At 36.1% G+C, this 19,590-nt stretch carries 19 protein-coding genes; 10 read left to right on the top strand and 9 right to left on the bottom strand.

Going from position 1 to position 19,590, the window contains the following annotated elements:
• From tssJ to A9G28_RS01535, 4 genes are all read left to right on the top strand, one after another.
• Nucleotides 1-516: a type VI secretion system lipoprotein TssJ gene (gene tssJ, locus A9G28_RS01550; protein WP_065567180.1), complete on the top strand. Its 516-nt coding sequence runs from the start codon at nt 1-3 to the stop codon at nt 514-516.
• The gene (tssE, locus tag A9G28_RS01545; protein WP_065567179.1) at nt 517-951 is read left to right on the top strand and encodes a type VI secretion system baseplate subunit TssE; all 435 of its coding nucleotides are present in this window, start codon (nt 517-519) and stop codon (nt 949-951) included.
• A 155-nt stretch (nt 952-1,106) separates the two neighbouring features.
• Entirely contained in the window at nt 1,107-1,910 is an 804-nt protein-coding gene (suhB, locus tag A9G28_RS01540) for an inositol-1-monophosphatase (RefSeq protein ID WP_065579546.1), read from the top strand.
• 130 nt (nt 1,911-2,040) lie between these two features.
• Nucleotides 2,041-4,227 (top strand): heavy metal translocating P-type ATPase, encoded by a 2,187-nt coding sequence (locus A9G28_RS01535; RefSeq protein WP_065579545.1) that lies wholly within the window; start codon nt 2,041-2,043, stop codon nt 4,225-4,227.
• Nucleotides 4,228-4,391: 164 nt separating this feature from the next.
• On the opposite strand, the gene A9G28_RS01530 is transcribed toward A9G28_RS01535, so the two are convergent.
• The 4 genes from A9G28_RS01530 to metC all read right to left on the bottom strand — a co-directional run bounded on the left by A9G28_RS01530 (nt 4,392) and on the right by metC (nt 8,860).
• Nucleotides 4,392-5,792, bottom strand: coding sequence for an FAD-binding oxidoreductase (locus A9G28_RS01530; protein WP_141673647.1), 1,401 nt, complete (start codon nt 5,790-5,792; stop codon nt 4,392-4,394).
• A 39-nt stretch (nt 5,793-5,831) separates the two neighbouring features.
• On the bottom strand, nt 5,832-6,140 hold the full coding sequence (locus tag A9G28_RS01525; RefSeq protein WP_065579544.1) for a hypothetical protein: 309 nt from the start codon (nt 6,138-6,140) through the stop codon (nt 5,832-5,834).
• Between the two features lie 154 nt (nt 6,141-6,294).
• On the bottom strand, nt 6,295-7,578 hold the full coding sequence (gene tilS / locus A9G28_RS01520) for a tRNA lysidine(34) synthetase TilS (RefSeq protein ID WP_065579556.1): 1,284 nt from the start codon (nt 7,576-7,578) through the stop codon (nt 6,295-6,297).
• Between the two features lie 64 nt (nt 7,579-7,642).
• Nucleotides 7,643-8,860, bottom strand: coding sequence for a cystathionine beta-lyase (gene metC, locus A9G28_RS01515; RefSeq protein ID WP_065579543.1), 1,218 nt, complete (start codon nt 8,858-8,860; stop codon nt 7,643-7,645).
• 98 nt (nt 8,861-8,958) lie between these two features.
• Between metC and A9G28_RS01510 the strand changes: the two genes are divergently transcribed.
• Nucleotides 8,959-9,576: a 4'-phosphopantetheinyl transferase family protein gene (locus A9G28_RS01510; protein ID WP_065567174.1), complete on the top strand. Its 618-nt coding sequence runs from the start codon at nt 8,959-8,961 to the stop codon at nt 9,574-9,576.
• A gap of 682 nt (nt 9,577-10,258) precedes the next feature.
• On the opposite strand, the gene A9G28_RS01505 is transcribed toward A9G28_RS01510, so the two are convergent.
• Nucleotides 10,259-11,158, bottom strand: coding sequence for a hypothetical protein (locus A9G28_RS01505; protein WP_141674660.1), 900 nt, complete (start codon nt 11,156-11,158; stop codon nt 10,259-10,261).
• A 32-nt stretch (nt 11,159-11,190) separates the two neighbouring features.
• Nucleotides 11,191-11,964, bottom strand: coding sequence for a tyrosine-protein phosphatase (locus A9G28_RS01500; protein WP_065579542.1), 774 nt, complete (start codon nt 11,962-11,964; stop codon nt 11,191-11,193).
• Nucleotides 11,965-12,047: 83 nt separating this feature from the next.
• On the opposite strand from A9G28_RS01500, the gene pepB reads away from it, so the two are divergent.
• Nucleotides 12,048-13,346, top strand: coding sequence for an aminopeptidase PepB (pepB, locus tag A9G28_RS01495; RefSeq protein ID WP_065579541.1), 1,299 nt, complete (start codon nt 12,048-12,050; stop codon nt 13,344-13,346).
• Between the two features lie 73 nt (nt 13,347-13,419).
• Here pepB and A9G28_RS01490 read toward each other — a convergent pair whose 3' ends face one another.
• Nucleotides 13,420-13,971, bottom strand: coding sequence for a peptidylprolyl isomerase (locus A9G28_RS01490; RefSeq protein ID WP_255307135.1), 552 nt, complete (start codon nt 13,969-13,971; stop codon nt 13,420-13,422).
• A 316-nt stretch (nt 13,972-14,287) separates the two neighbouring features.
• Here A9G28_RS01490 and A9G28_RS01485 point away from each other — a divergent pair, with 316 nt between their 5' ends.
• The 3 genes from A9G28_RS01485 to robA all read left to right on the top strand — a co-directional run bounded on the left by A9G28_RS01485 (nt 14,288) and on the right by robA (nt 16,633).
• Nucleotides 14,288-14,938, top strand: coding sequence for a phosphoribosyltransferase family protein (locus tag A9G28_RS01485; protein WP_176702098.1), 651 nt, complete (start codon nt 14,288-14,290; stop codon nt 14,936-14,938).
• Nucleotides 14,939-15,043: 105 nt separating this feature from the next.
• On the top strand, nt 15,044-15,619 hold the full coding sequence (gene nfuA / locus A9G28_RS01480; RefSeq protein ID WP_065579554.1) for a Fe-S biogenesis protein NfuA: 576 nt from the start codon (nt 15,044-15,046) through the stop codon (nt 15,617-15,619).
• A 96-nt stretch (nt 15,620-15,715) separates the two neighbouring features.
• On the top strand, nt 15,716-16,633 hold the full coding sequence (robA, locus tag A9G28_RS01475) for an MDR efflux pump AcrAB transcriptional activator RobA (RefSeq protein WP_065567168.1): 918 nt from the start codon (nt 15,716-15,718) through the stop codon (nt 16,631-16,633).
• Nucleotides 16,634-16,691: 58 nt separating this feature from the next.
• Here robA and trpR read toward each other — a convergent pair whose 3' ends face one another.
• Nucleotides 16,692-16,982 carry a trp operon repressor gene (trpR, locus tag A9G28_RS01470; protein ID WP_218057077.1) on the bottom strand — a complete coding sequence of 97 codons (291 nt, stop codon included), beginning with the start codon at nt 16,980-16,982 and terminating at the stop codon, nt 16,692-16,694.
• Between the two features lie 11 nt (nt 16,983-16,993).
• Nucleotides 16,994-18,949: a murein transglycosylase gene (sltY, locus tag A9G28_RS01465; protein ID WP_065579539.1), complete on the bottom strand. Its 1,956-nt coding sequence runs from the start codon at nt 18,947-18,949 to the stop codon at nt 16,994-16,996.
• Nucleotides 18,950-19,111: 162 nt separating this feature from the next.
• Here sltY and iscR point away from each other — a divergent pair, with 162 nt between their 5' ends.
• Nucleotides 19,112-19,567 (top strand): Fe-S cluster assembly transcriptional regulator IscR, encoded by a 456-nt coding sequence (iscR, locus tag A9G28_RS01460; protein WP_065567165.1) that lies wholly within the window; start codon nt 19,112-19,114, stop codon nt 19,565-19,567.
• Nucleotides 19,568-19,590 lie beyond the last annotated feature (23 nt).

The raw sequence follows: 19,590 nt of genomic DNA, 5'->3' as shown, positions 1-19,590 counted from the left end.
ATGAGAATAATGAATATATTGATTGCTATTTTATTAACTATATGGCTAACAGGTTGTGGTATAGCACAAAGAGTCTCGGAAAAGGCTGCTGATTTAAGTAACTCTATTTTTACATGGGATGTGAGAACATTACATTTAGATATTACAGCAAGATCTGAATTAAATATGGATGATGATGGTCACTCTTCACCTGTTGTGATTCGTATTTATCAATTAAAAGAAACTGATGCTTTTAATAGTGTTTCTTATCAAGAAATAGTTGAGCAAGATAGTGATGCATTAAAAGAGTCGATGATTGAAAGTAAAGAAATTGTATTAAAACCAAATACTGCTAGTTCCATTGATGTTTCATTTGATCAAAAGGCCAAAGCGGTTGGTATTGCAGCTCTTTATAAAGAGCCAAACTTAAATGAAGATAATTGGCGACTTGTTTTAAAACGAGGAGATTTAAACATTACAAAGCCACGCGAAATAATAGCAAGTCAATATACAATCAAATTGGTGGATGAAAAATAAATGGGTGCATCGTTGTATGACCAACTTTATGGTTATTTTCAATCAGGTATAGCAGTTGATGATGTGGCTGAAAATGAACAAACAATTATCAGCGTGATGGATAATATCGAACGTATTTTAAATAGCCGAGCTGGTGCTATAAAGCACTTGCCAGACTATGGATTACCTGACATGTCAACAATCTTTCAGGCTTTGCCATCATCAGCTTATGTTTTAATGAGAGCGATTGAACAAGCATTGTTAAAGTATGAACCAAGACTTGCATCGATCGAGGTTAACATTGCTGAAGAAAGTAATGATACAATGGTGCTTGGATATGAACTTGTTTGTTATTTTAAAGAAGGAGGGCTAGTTAAGTATGGAACTTATTTTATGCCTGATGGCAAAGCACATCTAAAATATACACGAAAAGGCCACCATTACAAATACTCCTAAGGATTAGCTTGTGTGGATTTTACCTATCAATACAAACACAGGCTGGCAAAGATGCTGTAAAACCTTTATACTAACGGGATAAAGGTTTAATACGATGATCAATAATCATATTGATTCATCCCCCGTTCTTTAACATCATCAATTGGAAGAAAACTATGCATCCGATGCTGAATATCGCTATCCGTGCTGCTCGTAAAGCAGGGAATGTTGCCATTAAGGCTTATGAAAACCCAAGTTCAATCGAGATTGAAGCCAAAGGCACTAATGATTTTGCTACTAATGCTGATCGTGCAGCTGAAGCTTTGATTATTGAGACAATCAAAAAAGCTTACCCTGATCATACTATTATTGCTGAAGAAAGTGGTTTGGCGAAAGGGAATGATGCTGATACGCAGTGGATAATCGATCCAATTGATGGTACGACTAATTTTATCAAAAATATTCCGCATTTTGCTGTGTCAATCGCTGCCCGAGTTAAAGGTAAAACCGAAATTGCTGTGGTTTATAACCCAATGAGTAATGAGTTGTTTACCGCCGCTCGTGGTAAAGGTGCTCAGCTTAATGGTTATCGTATTCGTGTTAGTAATGCCAAGGATTTGGAGGGCAGTGTGCTTGCTACTGCGTTCCCATTTAAAGCGAAACAATACAGCGATAGCTATTTTACTGTTTTACAAAAATTGTTTGTTAAATGCGGTGATTTTCGCCGTGCTGGCTCGGCTGCGTTAGATCTTGCTTATGTTGCTGCTGGTCGTTTAGATGGTTTTTTTGAAATTGGTTTAAAACCGTGGGATATCGCAGCCGGTGAGCTTATTTTGCGCGAAGCTGGTGGGGTTGTTACTGATTTTGCAGGCGGTAATAACTATATGGTTTCTGGTAATATTGTGGCGGGTAACCCTCGTGTTGTTAAAGATTTATTGGTTTCTACCCAAAACGAATGGCCAGAAAATCTTCGTAATTAACCTTCCTTTGTTTTCCTAAAGCAGGGTTAATCTTACCCTGCTGTTTTATGCTTATTTTCGTGAACCCTTTTTTATTTTAGGTATATACTAGATTGCCAATAACATAAATAATAAGTGGGGGATGCTTTGAATGAAAACTGTCCAATACAATTTTATTGTCGAAGAAATGAGCTGTGCATCTTGCGTTGGGCGCGTTGAAAAGGCACTCAAGAAAATAGATGGTGTGATTGATGTTAGCGTTAACCTTGCTACCGAAATAGCAACGGTTAATGCTAATGCTTCTGTTAAGCTGGAAGCATTAATGTCGGCAGTGGATAAAGCTGGTTATCATGCGGTTGAAATTACCGAATCAACGGATAAGCAAAAAAAATCTAAAAGACAATCATCTATATATCCAATTATTATTGCTATTATTTTTGCCATTCCTTTTGTCTTCCCTATGTTATTAGCTTTGTTTGGTTTGAATTTGATGATGCCAGCTTGGTTGCAATTGGTTATTGCATCTATAGTGCAATTTGGTTTGGGGGCAAAATTTTATCGAAGTGCTTTTAATGCGGTTAAAGCGTTGTCAGGCAATATGGATTTACTGGTTGCTATCGGCACTAGTGCGGCGTATGGGCTGTCAGTTTATCAATTTATAACGGGAAATACTGAACATCTTTATTTTGAGTCTTCAGTGGTGATTATCACCTTAATTTTGGTGGGAAAATGGCTAGAGTCAAGCGCTAAACATCAGACCACACAAGCGATTGAAGCACTTTGTGCTTTAAGGCCGGATATCGCCTTAGTTAGGCGAGGTGATCAGGAAGTAAGTTTACCAATAAGCCAAGTTAAAGTTGGTGATATTGTTATTGTTAAACCTGGTGATCGTATCGCGGTTGATGGCATTGTGATAGAAGGTGAATCAAGTAGCGATGAGTCGATGTTAACTGGTGAGAGTTTGCCTGTCAATAAAATGGTTAACGATGTAGTTACTGGTGGCACGATTAACGGTGAAGGATTATTGATTGTTAAAGCGACCGCCATTCTGGCCGATTCAACACTATCGAAGATTATCGAAATGGTTGAATCAGCTCAGGCAAAAAAAGCGCCGATTCAACGCATTGTTGATCGCATTAGTGCGATTTTTGTGCCGATGATTTTATTAATTGCACTTATTACGTTATTGGCATGGGGAATAATATCGCATGATTGGCAACAAGCATTACTTTATTGTGTTGCGGTGTTAGTGATTGCTTGCCCATGTGCTTTAGGGCTGGCAACGCCAACAGCCATTATGGTGGGTACTGGAGTAGCTGCTCGTCATGGTATTTTATTTAAAGATGCCGAAGCATTAGAAACACTGCACAGTATTAATACGGTCGCATTTGATAAAACAGGTACTTTAACCATGGGCAAACCTGAATTAGTCGAAATGGATATTATAAGCAGCGAGACGCCCGAGCAAATTTTGTCGATTGCTGCATCATTGCAAGCGGGTAGTGAGCATCCACTAGCTAAGGCGATTTTAAGTAAAGCAGGAAAGTTTCGTTATGCGCAAAATATGACTTCAGTAACAGGTTCAGGTGTAATGGCTACCCTTGATAATACCGAATATTATTTAGGAAGTTTGCGTTGGATGAAGTCATTAAACGCTTATTTTATGAATATGGATGATAAAATTAGCGAATTAACTAACAAAGGTTATACCGTTTCATTTTTAGCTAAACAACAGTTAGAAGGCAATGTAGTGATTTTGGCGGTATTAGGCTTTGCTGATACGATTAAAGATGAAGCCAAAAGTGCAATTGATGCGCTTCATCAACTACATGTTAATACGGTAATGTTAACTGGTGATAATCAGAAAGCAGCAAATTATGTCGGTGATCAGTTAGCTATTGATCGAGTTATTGCTGAAGTATTGCCTCAAGACAAAGCAAATTATATCTATCAATTACAGAAAGAAAGCTATACACAAGCCAATAATCAAGTGGCTATGGTCGGGGATGGTATTAATGATGCGCCTGCTTTGGCTGCTGCCGATATCGGTATTGCTATGGGAACGGGCACCGATGTGGCAATGCATGCAGCAAGTATTACGCTGATGCGAGGCAATTTATTTTTAATCGCTGATGCGATTGATATTTCGCGTCGAACTTATAATAAAATCAGGCAGAATTTATTCTGGGCATTTGTCTATAATTTGATTGGTATTCCATTAGCGGCGCTAGGTTATTTAAACCCAATGATTGCTGGCGCAGCGATGGCGTTAAGTAGTGTGAGTGTGGTTACCAATGCATTATTACTCAAACGTTGGAAGGCCAAGAGCGGAAAATAAATCGTATAAAGTTGGTGGTAGCATAAGGAGGCTAATGGCCTCCTTTATTATTCGTTATCATTAATCAATTCAATAAATTCGTATAAATGTTGTTAAAATATTTTAGCTTATGTCTATGTTTAAGCATCAATACCGCAATAGGCTATTTTGCTTTTGTCAGTTGCTTACTCAGCTTTTTTAGGGTGATATTTATCTAACATCATATTGCTGAATTTATTGTTTGGGTCTAACTGTGCTTTAAGTTTAAAAAAACGTGCTGCTTGTGGGTAGGCACGCTGAAACTGTTCAGCTGTTGCATGCAACTGATAGGGTAAATAATAGCTACCATTGTTTGCTAGTGCGGCGTCTATTAGTTCTCGAGTCCAGATGCCTACTTGTTTTTTGCTGTTTTCATCAGTCGCTTGCTGATAATAAATAACAAAAGCGAACACTTCAGTTTTAGCCCATGCTAGTAGCGAGCCACTATCTGGCTTAGCATGACGAATCGAAATATTGATGACATTAGCTTGATGTTTTTTCAAAATAGCAATGAGTTCTGGGTAAAAATCATCAAATCGTTCTATTGGGATAAAATATTCTTCTAGTGCGTAACTTTTGTCTTTATTGGCAATAGGCTCTAAATTAGATACATCGTAGCTTGCTTCATAGTTACGCCACATGACAGGTTGTTTTGTGTAATCAACTTCATCATATAATTTACGCAACTGTTTGCCCAAAGTTGATGAGGTGACGATTTTTATTTTTTGTTCCTGAGTCCGCGAGTATTGTGTATTAGGTTTTAACCTGTCTAAAATAGTTAATGGCTCTTGAGTTTGTTTAAATGTAACGGCGCGGACTGTTTCAAAATCAGGTGGATACATTACTGAGTTGTGGAATATTGCACTTTTGTCAGAACGAATATGTTGAGTAAAATACGAGTAATATTTTGTTATTGGCATGACTTCGCTGATGCGCTTAACTTTAACATTATCAACAAGTTGCAATGTGACTTCAGTAATAATTCCTAAACCGCCATAACCACCAATTGCGCCATAAAATATATTTGAGTTTTCTTTTGGGCTGGCGATGACTATTGAGCCGTCAGCCAGTACAATTTTGAATTTTTCTACTGATAGTATTATAGGGCCTTCCCCAATATAGCGACCATGCACATTAACACTGAGTGATCCACCAATGCTAAAATTGGCATAACTTTGCATAATTTTCACTGATAAGTTGTAAGGATCAATCAATTCTTGCACTTGGCGCCAGTTGGCACCTGATTCAATGGTTAAAAGTTTTTGTTCAGGATTAAAATCAATCACATGGTTAAGTTTTTTGGTATCTATCTGGATTGCCCCTGTTATTGCAGTTTGTCCACCCATGCTGTATTTGCCACCAGCTATACTGATTGGACCCGAGGCATTTTTAACCAGTTCAGCAACTTGTTGGGTGGATTCAGGCTGAACAATAGCCGCGACTTGTACTGGTGTCATGCCTGTCACATCATTGACAACAACAGCTTGCGTTTTTAATGGTAGTAACAGGCAAAGACAGCAGCTTAATAAATGTAATTTTTTCATCATAATTTAATATCTAATTGATATATAATCAAATAATTGATTCTATCTGATTACAAAGAATTCATCAACAAAGGTAAGGTCTAATGTTGTCAAATAGTGATAATAACCAAGATACATTTCATCTTTATAAATTTTTAAGCACATTTGAAAAACAGGTTCAGTATAATCTCCCGTTAAAATTACACTTAGACTTTCTTGAAAAGTTAGTGTTTGGATATCTTGCTTCGTATTAAGCTCTAATTCGGTGTAGTTATTATTAAGAATGTGCGTTAAGCTTGTCATGGCGAGTTTTTTTAACTTACTATGGATTAATTCAATATCTGTAGATTTTAGATAATCAGATAGAAGCATCTTGGTGATAAATCCTAATATTTTCTGATAATCATATTAACCTTAATTGCTGTTATTTATTTAACTAAGCTATATTGGCTTTAACAAATATGATTATTTTAGCTAATCTTTTAAATATATTATTGTTTTGCGTATCAAACTTTATCGATAAAACCTATAAGCCATTATTGATGAGTTTGAAACCGATTTGTGCGCCTTTTCCTTGTTCTGTGACAAAAGCGCCCACCGCACAGATAAGCTGTTCATTATAGTAAACCATTGGGATTCGTGTTCGCATCCACGGTGGAATATGATGTTCTTGCCATAGTTTTTTTATCGCTCTTGAGCCTTTTCTATTAACAATCTGTAGTTGCCCTTGAGCATGAAATCGAACGGTCACTTGCTCATCTGCATGGGGTAAACGGCAAGGTAAAGGGGGGTGATAATTCACCTGTAATTGCCCCACATTATCAGGGAGTGTTAACGGCAACGTTAAATCCCAATTAAGCATTTGCGATTCAATGTTTTGGTATAATGGCAATAGATAAAGCTGGTTTTGATAACGACGGATTTGTTTGTTATGTAATATAAATTGGGGATTGGCATCTTCTTTAGCTAAAGCAACGGTTTGCCAAATTAAGGCGAGTTGCTGTTGGCTTGGCATGTTGATTTGTTGCGATCGAAACCACATGCGTAAAATGGCATTACGTTTATATTCTGAATAGCCAAATAATGGTGTTAAACACAATTGCCCTTGCTCGGTTGTGGCTTGTTTAAAATCAGCCAATAATAATTCATTAATTAATGCTTCTTGTTGCTGGCATAATTCAGCGCTGCGAGCCACCATTTGCGAAAAATGTGGCCAACGTTGGTTAAGGTGTGGTAATACCTTTAAGCGTAAAAAATTGCGGTCGTAGTGATCATCTTGGTTACTTTCATCTTCTATCCAGTTAAGCTGATGATGTTTAGCATAAGCTTCAATTTGTGCACGTGTAATGGTTAGTAGTGGTCGAAGATGGTTGCCGTTTTCAATCGGCATTGCAGATAAGCCAGTTGGGCCACTGCCACGTTTTAGCGCTAAAAAAAAGGTTTCGCACTGATCATCAAGATGTTGTGCGGTGCACAAGGTTTCATTATGATGTAAATGGTGATAAATGGCTTGGTAGCGTGCATTTCTGGCTTGTTCTTCAATATTGCCTGCTTGTTGATCAAGTTTGACTTTTTCAATAATTAATGGCACTTGCCAAATTTGGCATTGTTGTTGACAATGTGCAGCCCAGTTATCAGCGTTTGCACTTAAACCATGATGAATATAAATTGCTCTAAGTTGTAGATGTGGTAACTGTTGCTTTAAATTGACTAATGCTTGCATTAATACGGTCGAATCGATGCCACCACTAAAGGCAACGAGTAGCGATTGTCGGCCATTTAGGTGTGGTAAAATAGTTTGTTCAACCATGCTGTCGATTTGTGTTTGGCTTTGATGGCTCATCTGCTATCCATTTCTACTAATTTATGCTTATTTATACCAAGCTTTGTAACGCATTCACTTTATTTTTATGTCGTTCGATTCTATCTAGGCCTGCGGCAAGATCAGCAATTAAGTCATCAGGATCCTCAAGACCAATATGTAATCGGATTAATGTACCTTTAAAATCAATCCCCGATACTGGACGTATTTTGGCAAGATCTTCTGGTTGATTAGCTAAAATTAATGATTCAAATCCGCCCCATGAATAAGCCATGGAAAAGTAGGTCATGTTATCTAAAAAATCAGATAATTGGACATCGCTTAAATGTTCTTTAAGGACAAATGAAAATAGACCACTGGCACCACTAAAATCGCGTTTAAAAAATTCATGCCCTTTGCAACTTTCTAATGCTGGATGATTGACGGTTGCCACTTTAGGATGATTGGCTAACCAATTTGCCACTTTTAAGCTGCTTTCGTGATGTTGCTTGAGCCTAATTGCTAGGGTTCGTAATCCACGCGTTGCCATATAGGCAGTATCGGCATCACACATCTGTCCCATTAAATAAGATCGTTCACGTAACTTATCCCAACAACGTTGGTTGGTAACCGCGGTACCTAACATGGCGTCTGAGTGACCAATTAAATATTTAGTGCCAGCTTGAATTGAGATATCAACGCCGTGCGCTAACGCTTTGAATAACACGCCGGCTCCCCAAGTGTTGTCCATCATAATGACGATTTCAGGATTCACACTGCGAATGGCTTTAACGATTGCTGGCACATCTTGGACTTCCATCGTAAGTGAGCTTGGTGATTCTAAAAATACAACTTTAGTATTGGGTTTGATATATTTGCTAATATCACTCCCCACTAGTGGCGAAAAGTAATCGGTTTCTACTCCAAAATCTTTTAATATATGTTCACAAAATTCTTGAGTAGGTTCATAACTGGCTTCAGATACAAGGATATGATCGCCATTTTTCACAAAAGCTAAAATGGCATTAGCAATTGCTGCGGCCCCACAAGGATAAAGGTAGCAACCTGCACCGCCTTCAATTTCGGTCATGGCTTCTTGTAGGGCAAAATGGGTTAATGTGCCACGGCGCCCATAGAATAGAGCCCCTTTTGCTCGATTTTCTGTGGCTTCTTTTTTGGCTTCTATTGAGTTAAAAACCAGCGATGAAGCTCGCTGAATAACAGAATTTACCGCTCCTTGGGTGTAGCGAGTTTTTCGACCAGCATGAACTAATTTTGTTTGTAAAGACATGACGCATCCTTAGTGATCTGATAAATTTCGATAACAGTTAGCATAGCATGCTGTTAAAATAGTAAAAAATAATTTTTGTTTAAACTGGCTTATCCAACATGTTAATTGCCCAACTTGCCCATTTAGATACAGCAGAAGTGAATTATTCACTACTGTCACCACAAGTCATTAATGATGCTCAATTATTAAATGGTGCACGGAAAAAACAGTTTTTAGTTTGTCGATCAATTTTAGCGAATTTACTTAAACAATATTGTCAAATTGCTAATTTGCCGATGATGATCATTGGTGATAATCGCCGTCCCTGCTTTTTAGAGCCACATCTTCCTGATTTTAACATCAGCCATAGCCAAGATTGGGTCGCGGTTGCGATATCGTTAAATGGCAAGGTAGGGCTTGATATCGAAGTTGCTCGGCCGCGTCACAATTATGTAAATGTCGCCAAAAATTTTTTTGCTGATGAAGAATATCAATGGATGCTAAAACAAAGCGATACATTAACCGCCTTTTGGCAACTTTGGACATTAAAGGAATCTGCGCTGAAATTATATGCTAAAGGCGTTTGGCAAATAAGATCGGTAAAAGTAGATATTGAAAACCAGTTAATTCACGCCCCATTTGGACAGGACTTTTATTATCAGTATCAACAAATTGGCGATATTCATCTTTCTGTTAATTGTGATGCACCGATTAAGCAATTGGTATTGCAATCGTAAAGGATAGAACGTTACTACGTGGTTAATATGGCAAATAGATATCATTATTGGTTATACCTTAAATTTTATTTGATGGGCTACCCCAAAATGGACAAATATCACTTCTATGATATAAATAACAATCATAGAACAACTCATTATAGTCAAAACACTTAGTAGAGCTTAAACAATAGGTGGGGAATTATGCCTTATCTCATGCCCCTCTTTCATTAACTGAAAATCGCTAACCATTTTGGTGCACGTTTAGTCGTATTAAGCTTAGTGCACGATATCAGGCATATAGGGCTATGATGTGTCAGAAAGAACAATAAATCGACATGGTAAAAAATCAGTCAGAAAACATATTGATTTTATTGAAGTTTTTATTGTGCCTATTTTAGGCTTCAATATTACGCCAGAATATTGAAAAATATTTCAAGTTAGATAACGATAGTGGGTTTTTAATCTGCATCTTCAAAGTAATCGCTATCAATTTGCTTCATTTCATAAACCTGTCTTGTTGAACGCCCACATTGTAATCAATCATTAATTCAGCCAATCTAGCACCATTAATTAAAATGATTTTTACATCTAAATGTTTAAACATAATTTCTTGCCGAGAATATCTTTTTACAGGTATTGATAGTCCCGTGAGTTTTACACAGGTATTTATAACGATAAATTTCAAATAGTTAACTATATTTTATTTTGGTTTATAACGTTGCAACTCCTTAGACCAAATAAAATCTTGATGCCAAGTTGAGTTTACTTGTTTAACGCGGATATCATAATAACCATCTGTTTGGTGTTTAAGTAACATTAGAATGTTTTTTTCCTCGCTGATCGTATGTTCACGAGTACGATCTTTATGCCATGCACCAGCTGTATCTTTATAAAAATACATTGGCTCAGAAAATATATTTATAATCTTTTCCCCTTTAATCATGAATAATTGCAATGCTTGAAAAAAAGCACCTCCGCCTGAATAAGTTTCCATAAAATGAGCTCTCACTCCAAATACTAATGTATCTGGTGCTATGCGATAATTTGCCAAATCAAATTCCTTGTACGACTGTGGCGGTACAGGACCATCTTCGTAAATCGCTGGGCTGCCTAGATTGCTATTTTCCCAAGAAACTGGTTGTTCAATTAACCCGCTACGAGCAATAGGAGTAAAAATATTGTTTTGCCATTTAAATACACCAAGATAAAATTTTTTGGCTTGCCATAAATCAGAATCCTCTGAACACGTTGTATCTTGGTATTTTTGGGCAGATTTAGCACCTTTTTTATTTCTAGCAAAACAAGCCATACCTACATAAGTATTATCGTCACCCCAAGCTTTAGCGCCAACAAGTGTGACTAATGATAAATCTTCTTCAGGAGCAATCCAATTTAGGTAAGCGATTTTATCTATATTATCTGGTAAAGCCCCAAACTCGTTAATTGATTCTAAACCTTGTACTTGCTCTGCAAAAAATTGCTTACCTTCTGAATATTGAATGGCATTTGGTACTTCCCCAAGGCTTTGTACGGTTTTAGCATAAACTAAATGCATGCTAAAAAGTACACATAAGCTAAAAAAGATCTTTATTTTTCTCATAACATTTTCTTTATTTAGTATTTGTTTATCTTTTAAATTAGATATATATCTTGTAAGATTTTTTTATTGTTATTATCCAATTGGTATTCTTGTGCCAGCCAATTATCAATCGTGTTATAACGTTGTTTGATTGCGTTAATGGCGGCGTTTAAGTACTCTTTTTTAGCCGCAAAAATCACTTTATGGTTTTCAAACTCTTCAGCCGTTACTTTATGTTTGTATTGACTTAATAGATTTTCTCGATAATCCGATAAAAGCTCTTCAGTCAATAAGTAATCTTGCATGATAGTTTCTTCACTCACACCTAAAGCAAATAACGTTAGCGCAACGCCAACACCTGTGCGATCTTTACCTACGGCACAATGTTGTACTAATGGTTTTCCTTGTGCGTTAAGTAACGTTGATGCAAGTTTTTGATAGGCAAGATTATTAAAAGGAAGTAGCTGATAAAGTTTAATCATAAAATCAAATGGTGAGCTTTTTTTAAGCGTTAATGGATTATTTCCTATTTCACTTGTTAAACTTGCTGTGACGGTATCGTTTAAAGGGTTAGCGGGTACATTAATATACTGAGTATTTTGCCATAATTTATCGGGATTCCGTGTAATTTCGTCATTATCGCGATAGTCCAAAATATAATGCAGATTTAATTCATCACATAAAAAATTTTGCTCTTCTGGTGTAATAAGTGAGAAGGCACCTGAACGGTATAACATGCCAGAGCGAATTTGGCGACCATCGATTGTTTTAATACCGCCTAAATCGCGAAAATTAATTCCATTTTTTATTGGTACAATACAATTCATGACTAATCCTTATTTATGCTTAACTTTACTTGCTATATTAACATGTTTCTGATTAGAATTAATCCATTGTTTCCGCTTCATAAATGATTAAGGTACTTACTATGTCAATGTTATCGATTTTGCTTTCTAATCAACAGGCTCCAACCCAGTGGGGAAAAGACGCACTGCTGAGCTTCTCAGATAATACTATTACTATTCACTATAAAGCTGAACGTCGTTTGGATATGATTCAACGTGCAGGGCGAAAGCTAGATAGCCAAGAAATCAATTCGGTTAAGTTAGTTGGCGAAGATTGGGATCTTGAAGCTTGTTGGCATTTTTGGTTAGGTTATCGTAATGCTAAAAAAAGCGCTGAAGTAATTGGGCCAAAACTTGATACTAAAGACGAACAAGAATTGGAACATCGCTTAGAGATTATTGATTGGTGTCGGGATATTGTTAATGAGCAAGCCGAGACATTAAGCCCTGTTGAGTTAGCGGTAAGAGCAGCTAAGTTAATTAGTACTTACTCGTCTGATGTTGATCATAGAATTATTTCAGGCGAAGCTTTAAAAGAACACAATTATATGGGGATCTATACGGTAGGTAAGGGATCGGATAGGCCTGCCGCTTTTCTTGAACTTGATTATAATCCGACTAAAAACCCTAAAGCGCCAATTGTTGCTTGTTTAGTCGGTAAAGGTATTACCTTTGATTCTGGTGGTTATAGCTTAAAACCAAGTAGCTTTATGGAATCAATGCGTGCTGATATGGGAGGCGCTGCACTAGTAACGGGTGCTTTAGCCTTGGCGATTGCAAGAGGGTTAAATCAGCGTATCAAGCTTTATTTGTGTTGTGCCGATAATTTAGTGAGCGGTAATGCATTTAAATTAGGCGATATTATTCATTACCGTAACGGTAAAACGGTAGAAGTTAATAACACCGATGCTGAAGGACGACTTGTGTTAGCTGATGGTTTAATTTGTGCCGATAATGACAAACCACATTATATTATTGACTGCGCAACCCTTACAGGTGCGGCAAAAATTGCGGTGGGTAATGATTATCAATCATTACTTACATTTGATGATAACTTTGCTAACCAATTGTTAGCTAGTAGCCATATTGAAAATGAAGCATTTTGGCGATTACCATTAGCAGAATTTCACCGTTCTCAATTCCCATCATCGTTTGCCGATATGGCAAACTCAGGATTGCCTAATACCGCAGGAGCCAGTACCGCTGCGGCCTTTTTATCACATTTCATTGAAAATTATCAGAAAAATTGGATACATATAGATTGTTCAGCAACATTCCGTAAAAGCGCCACCGCCTTATGGGCTGCAGGGGCAACAGGAGTAGGGATTAGGACGGTTGCTAATTTGCTTAGTCACCTTAAATAATCTCTAAATTTATCAGAAAGCTAAAAAAGCCACTGTAAAAGTGGCTTTTTATTTATTAAGCAAGTATTAATGTTTAATTGCTTTCAATAACCACAGCTTTTTTAATATAAATAGGCTCAACAGGTACGTTTTGATGGGGTCCCATACGTTTAGTTGGAACAGCGACGATTTTATCGGCAACGTCCATCCCTTTAATTACTTTACCGAATACGGCATAGCCATATTGTTCTGGTGATTGGTAATTAAGAAAATCATTATTGACAACATTGATAAAAAATTGGCTAGTTGCACTGTTTATATCACTGGTTCTTGCCATTGCAATTGTGCCGCGCTCATTTTTTAAGCCATTATTCGCTTCATTTTTAATCGGTGGGTTATTGTCTTTGAATTTTAGTTGATCATCAGCGCCACCACCTTGAATCATAAAACCAGGAATGACTCGGTGAAAAGTTAGATTTTCATAAAAACCACTATTAACATAATCAAGAAAGTTTTTCGTAGTGATCGGTGCGTGTTCGCTGTCTAATTCAAGTTCAATATCCCCCATGCTGGTTTGTAATAATACTTTGGTATCAGCTAAAGCAACGGTAGAAAATAAAGCGAGTAATGCTGTAATAAATAGCATTTTGATTTTTTCCATATATTAATTCCTTTATCCTGTGGAAGTTGGCTGATTATACTGGATATTTGATTATTATAAATATCTATTATGAAAAATTGGGTAATTTTTTGTGTTGTAACTCGCAGAAGTATTTTCTTGTATACAACGAAAGTAATATTCCTATTGTATTAATGTGCCTTGATAATTTCGAGTAGGCAAAGTGGCACTCTTATAACCAATTGTTGTTTTGGGTTGCTACCTTTTTATATTAACACGTTATATTACCTGAAAATTTTTTACAAACAGTTTATTAAATCTTATGCGATGTGTTTTGTGTGATATGCCTTTATTTTTGCCCCATCATGGCATTTGTTGTCAGTGTGTTAAAAATCTACCTAAATTTTATAAGGTTTGTCATCGATGCTGTTTACCGCATTCTTTATCGACTGATATCTGTTATCGATGTCGTGCAAAGCAACCGCACTGGGATGAGTTGATAGCTGTGTCTGATTATATTAATCCATTAAAAAAATTGGTTCATCATTTTAAGTTCTACAGTAAAATTGAATTAAATATTGCATTGGCAAGATTAATGTTTTTGGCATGGTATCAACGACGAGAAGCAGGTGCTTTAATTAAACCTGATTTGGTGACTTGTGTGCCGTTACATCACATTCGCTACTGGTCTAGAGGTTTTAATCAAGCCGAGTTATTGGCAAAACCGATTGCTAGATGGCTAAATTGTGATTTTTACCCTCATTTGTTATCCCGTAAGCAAAATTTACGTGATCAAAAAAATCTATCTCTTACCGAAAGAATTACGAATGTCGAAACACTTTTTATGTGTCGCCAAGATCTCTCGCACAAATCGGTAATGCTTATTGATGATATTGTCACAACTGGTAATACAATTAATGCCATTAGCCAACAATTAAAAAAATGTGGTGCAACAAGCGTTCATGTTGTTTGTTTGTGCCGTACAGTATTGTAAAATCCTAAACAATCCCTATAATAACCAAGAAAGTTAGTCAACTATTATAATAAATGATGTTAGGTCTATTTGTACCTAATTACATTACTGTGAGGGGTTATGTCTATTATCACTATTTCTGAATCAGCTCAACAGCACTTTAAAAAATTGCTTGCTAATCAACCGGATGGAACACAAATTCGGGTGTTTGTTATGAACCCAGGCACACCAAGCGCAGAATGTGGGGTTTCATATTGTCCAGCTGATACAGTAGAAGATAGCGATATAGAAGAGAAATTTAATGATTTTTCAGTTTTTATCGATGATATTAGTGCACCATTTTTAGAAGAAACTGTCATTGATTATGTGACTGATGAGTTAGGGTCACAATTGACATTAAAAGCGCCAAACTCGAAAATGAAAAAGGTGGCTGATGATGCCCCATTAATTGAACGCGTTAATTATGTGATTCAAGCTCAAGTTAACCCACAATTGGCAAACCATGGTGGGCATGTGAGCTTAGTTGAATTGACAGAAGATAACTATGCTATATTGCAATTTGGTGGTGGTTGTAATGGTTGCTCAATGGTTGATTACACTTTAAAAGAAGGCATTGAGAAACAATTAATGGCAGAGTTTCCTGAACTGGCAGGTGTTAGAGATATTACAGAACACCAAGCTGGCGCCCATTCTTTTTGCTAAATTTGAAAGAAAATAATTTTTACTTAGACCTTGCTTATTGCTAGGATTAAGTCATAATCGGTTGATGTTTGCCATTTGACATTATGATGGGGTTTTATGAATCAAGTTAGTATTATTTCAGATCTTATCGTTTGGATTGAAAGGAATTTGGAACAACCATTATCTATTGATCATGTTGCACGAAAATCAGGTTATTCAAAATGGCACTTACAACGCATGTTTAAAGAAGTTACTGGTCAGGTTCTTGGTACTTATATTCGTCATCGCCGTTTAACTTATGCAGCGCTTGCTTTACGTATGACAAGTAAGCCTATTTTAGATATTGCAATGCAATATCGTTTTGATTCTCAGCAAACATTTACCCGATCTTTTAAAAAACAATTTAATGAAACGCCAGCAAGTTATCGTCGAGGAGAATATTGGGATCCTACAGGGTTAACACCAGCTATTGAGCTAAATAAAAATCAGCTTTTATTGCCTGAGCCAAAATTTGTTAATATGCCAAAACAAACTTTTTGGGGAATTACCTATAAAAATAATTGTACATTAAGTCGATTGCTAGATGAAGAAATTAAACTCCGAGAGCAGTTTTTTAATAATTATTTATCTCGCTGTACACACAAAAATCAGAATCTACCCGATAAAATTTATGCATTTAATCAGATCTTAAAAAGTAAAGATAATGACAATGAGCGAGATCTTTTTTATACCATTGCCTTAGATCAGAATAATAATCTTGAGTACATAGAACAATTTGTAAGTGAGGGTGGTTTATATCTTTGTTTTAAATATATTGGCGCTCCTGATGAGTTTAGAGATTTTATTTCGCAAGTGCATTTAGCCGCGATGCCAGCGTTAAAGGTACGTTTGCGCAGTTCCAGTTGTGTAATTGAAATTCATCATAATCATCATAATGACATTACTGAATCGATTAAGAATATTACACATATGGAGTGTGATTATTGTGTGCCGGTTGTCACAGAAAGTGAAGTCAATATCCAACCAAATTTATAGCGACTAAATGTGTTATAACCAGATCTAAAAAGCAGTAGATAGATATTGACCGATGTATTTAGTTATCTGAGTTTAGTAAAATATTTTCTAACCATTTTTTGAATTCTGGAGTTGCCTCTTTAAGGCTATTTGATCCCCTAGTTACTGTTGCAATCCCAATTTTAAGTTGCTCTTTGAGCTGGCGCTGATTGGTTGAACCATCAAGTAATGAATGTATAATTTTAACGCGAGTAATTAAAGCGTCGCGTTCATCAGCAGTCATTAATAACTTTAATATATCAAGTGAATAACCATCGTTAAATGCTTGGTGTAATAGTTCAACGGTTTGTTTCCATTCTTTAGTTTTCATTGTAATCACCATTAATATTGTTGATTAAATTCATTGGGATTAAGAATATTGACATCTTTCTTTCCTAAGATTGTTTGATAAATATAATCATATACCAATACGTTTTTTACGTAATTACGTGTCTCTGTAAACGGTATGCTTTCAATAAATGCGACTGCGTCAAGTTTACCATTACTGTTATTAAGCCATTTTTTTACACGATTAGGGCCAGCATTATAAGCTGCTGAAGATAATATACGATTATTACTATTTTGTAGGTAAACGGTATTTAGGTAAGAAGTGCCTAATTCTATATTGGTTTTAGGATCAAACAATTGTGCCGATGAGACATAAGTCACCGTATCTATTTTTTTAGCTGTTTCTTTTGCTGTCGCTGGCATTAATTGCATTAATCCGCGAGCACCAGCTGGCGATTTGGCGGTGCTATTAAGGGCACTTTCTTGACGAGATATCGCTAAAGCATAAGAAAGCGGAATACTTTTATTTTTTAATGCTTTGTTATATAAATCTTTGTACATAATGGGTAAACGTTCTGTCCAGTTATTCCAAAGCTTACCAACAATGGTTGCTTGAATGCTAAGATCTCCCCATCCTTTTTGTAAGGCATATTGAGATAATGCTAAGTATTCACTTTTATTTGTTTGGTGATTCAACATATAACGCCATTCGTTACTTAATTCTGATACCATACCAAAATAACGTAATTCGTTAATTCTTTTTACATAAGGTTGATTGTCATATTTGGCTTTTAATGTTGATATTTCTGCTTGTGTAATCTTCGGCGATTGGTTTTTAAGTAAATAAGGTTGGTTAAGTGTTTGTGCACTTATCATGCCATAAAACCCACGTTTGTTTGTGAGCGCTTGTAAAATTTTATTAGCTTCATTTTTTTGTTTATTATTGAGTAATACTCGAGCTTGCCAGTATTGCCATTCTTCTTTTAATTGATCTTCTGGTGATAATTGCGCTAGCCAATAGGCAATATCAGAAAAGTTATAGGCATCTATGGCAAGGCGGATACGCTTTTCGACCAATGCCGTATCATGATACTTAGTAATATAGCTATCACGCCATTTTATTTGTTCATTAGTAGCGGAATCTTTAAAGTAGCTGTTGGCTAAACTCTTTTGTAATTCAGCTTGCTCTACTTCAGTTAACGCCTGCTGTTTAACTAATTTTGGCAATAACAATGCAGCTAAATTCATATCAGTTTTTACTAAGCGAGGGAATGATGCTAAGACTACTTTTTTAGTGAAGGTGCTAGCTTTAATATTTTTTGAAAAATCCTCTAACTTTTTGGGATTATCAAGTACAGCGAGCAAATTAATTTTAGTTGTTTTGTTGTTGTCATCAAGTAGGTTAGTTAGATGTTTGGCCAATTTTAAATTATTTGCTTCAATAGCAAGTTCAATGCGTAATAGTATTAAATTAGCTGTTCGTTTACCTGCTTGAGTCCAAGCGTTGATTAATGGATCACATGCAGAAGGAAGCTCTTTGCCAGTCTTCCAAAGTGATTCGATAGTACTGAAGGTAGCTTGGTTATTTCCTTGTTGTAGTAATGCATACTGATAGCGACAATTAGAGAGAATAGAATTATCTTTTGGGAAAGAAACGATTGAATTCCAGTCTTGACGAGAACTTAGTTCTGTTAGATAAGATTGTATTAGTGAGTCTGTTAATGGAAAGTCCTTATATTGGTTAACAAAGTCACTTACCATTTCAGGTGAAACCAATTTGATATTTTTTTGAAAAAACTGTACAGCAGCATAAGGATATAATGGATAATTTTTTATGCTAGAAAGCAATATTTGTTGGTCTTCAAAATTAAGCGATTGATAGGAATTAATCCATTTTTGATAATGTTCTCGTTGCTCCTTTTGCGACCTGTCTGCGTAAACACTACCTGTGTAAATACTACATGTACAAAGTAGACATATTATCAAAAAATAACGTAATACTAATTTCATCCCTTAACTCCTATATTAATTTAGTTCGTTAGATTAGCATATTCTGTTACGATTCGTCGATAATCAACTAACGGCTTAATTCCTACTAAAATACTCAACTAAATACTTGACTAAATTAAACGGATATATACAATAAAGCGATAACGCATAGGGGAATGATTAATGAAATTGACATCAAAAGGACGATATGCGGTGACAGCAATGCTTGATGTTGCATTACATGCTGATTCAGGGCCTGTATCACTTGCAGAGATTTCAGAACGTCAAGAAATTTCACTTTCTTATCTTGAACAATTGTTTGCTCGTTTACGTAAAAATGGCTTAGTACAGAGTGTTAGAGGTCCTGGTGGCGGTTATATATTGAGTCGCTCTATGGATCAAATTGCGATTAGCTCAATTGTTAAAGCTGTTGATGAGACAGTGCATGCAACAAAATGTCATGGGCAAGATGGATGCCAAGGTGGTGTGAGATGTTTAACTCACACATTGTGGAATGAACTAAGTGAGCGGATTGAGGACTTTTTAACTAGCATTACGTTAAGTGAATTGGTTAATGATAAAGAAGTTAAAGCCGTTGCTAGCCGACAAAGTAATATACAACACGTTCAGATCAATTAATAAAAATAGAATATAGAATTTGT

Source organism: Gilliamella sp. Fer1-1, assembly GCF_001690825.1.
Lineage (GTDB): Bacteria > Pseudomonadota > Gammaproteobacteria > Enterobacterales > Orbaceae > Gilliamella > Gilliamella apicola_C.
Note: the sequence above shows the minus strand (reverse complement) of the source record. Positions and strands in the feature narration are given on the sequence as shown.

Coding starts and splice junctions, on each gene's coding strand:
- A9G28_RS01525 (WP_065579544.1), bottom strand. CDS start 6,140: ATGCTTCTATCTGATTATCTAAAATCTACAGATATTGAATTAATCCAT.
- suhB (WP_065579546.1), top strand. CDS start 1,107: ATGCATCCGATGCTGAATATCGCTATCCGTGCTGCTCGTAAAGCAGGG.
- A9G28_RS01490 (WP_255307135.1), bottom strand. CDS start 13,971: ATGCTATTTATTACAGCATTACTCGCTTTATTTTCTACCGTTGCTTTA.
- metC (WP_065579543.1), bottom strand. CDS start 8,860: ATGTCTTTACAAACAAAATTAGTTCATGCTGGTCGAAAAACTCGCTAC.
- tssE (WP_065567179.1), top strand. CDS start 517: ATGGGTGCATCGTTGTATGACCAACTTTATGGTTATTTTCAATCAGGT.
- trpR (WP_218057077.1), bottom strand. CDS start 16,982: ATGAAAACTAAAGAATGGAAACAAACCGTTGAACTATTACACCAAGCA.
- A9G28_RS01510 (WP_065567174.1), top strand. CDS start 8,959: ATGTTAATTGCCCAACTTGCCCATTTAGATACAGCAGAAGTGAATTAT.
- iscR (WP_065567165.1), top strand. CDS start 19,112: ATGAAATTGACATCAAAAGGACGATATGCGGTGACAGCAATGCTTGAT.
- A9G28_RS01505 (WP_141674660.1), bottom strand. CDS start 11,158: ATGAGAAAAATAAAGATCTTTTTTAGCTTATGTGTACTTTTTAGCATG.
- robA (WP_065567168.1), top strand. CDS start 15,716: ATGAATCAAGTTAGTATTATTTCAGATCTTATCGTTTGGATTGAAAGG.
- A9G28_RS01485 (WP_176702098.1), top strand. CDS start 14,288: ATGCCTTTATTTTTGCCCCATCATGGCATTTGTTGTCAGTGTGTTAAA.
- tssJ (WP_065567180.1), top strand. CDS start 1: ATGAGAATAATGAATATATTGATTGCTATTTTATTAACTATATGGCTA.
- sltY (WP_065579539.1), bottom strand. CDS start 18,949: ATGAAATTAGTATTACGTTATTTTTTGATAATATGTCTACTTTGTACA.
- A9G28_RS01500 (WP_065579542.1), bottom strand. CDS start 11,964: ATGAATTGTATTGTACCAATAAAAAATGGAATTAATTTTCGCGATTTA.
- A9G28_RS01530 (WP_141673647.1), bottom strand. CDS start 5,792: ATGATGAAAAAATTACATTTATTAAGCTGCTGTCTTTGCCTGTTACTA.
- A9G28_RS01535 (WP_065579545.1), top strand. CDS start 2,041: ATGAAAACTGTCCAATACAATTTTATTGTCGAAGAAATGAGCTGTGCA.
- pepB (WP_065579541.1), top strand. CDS start 12,048: ATGATTAAGGTACTTACTATGTCAATGTTATCGATTTTGCTTTCTAAT.
- tilS (WP_065579556.1), bottom strand. CDS start 7,578: ATGGTTGAACAAACTATTTTACCACACCTAAATGGCCGACAATCGCTA.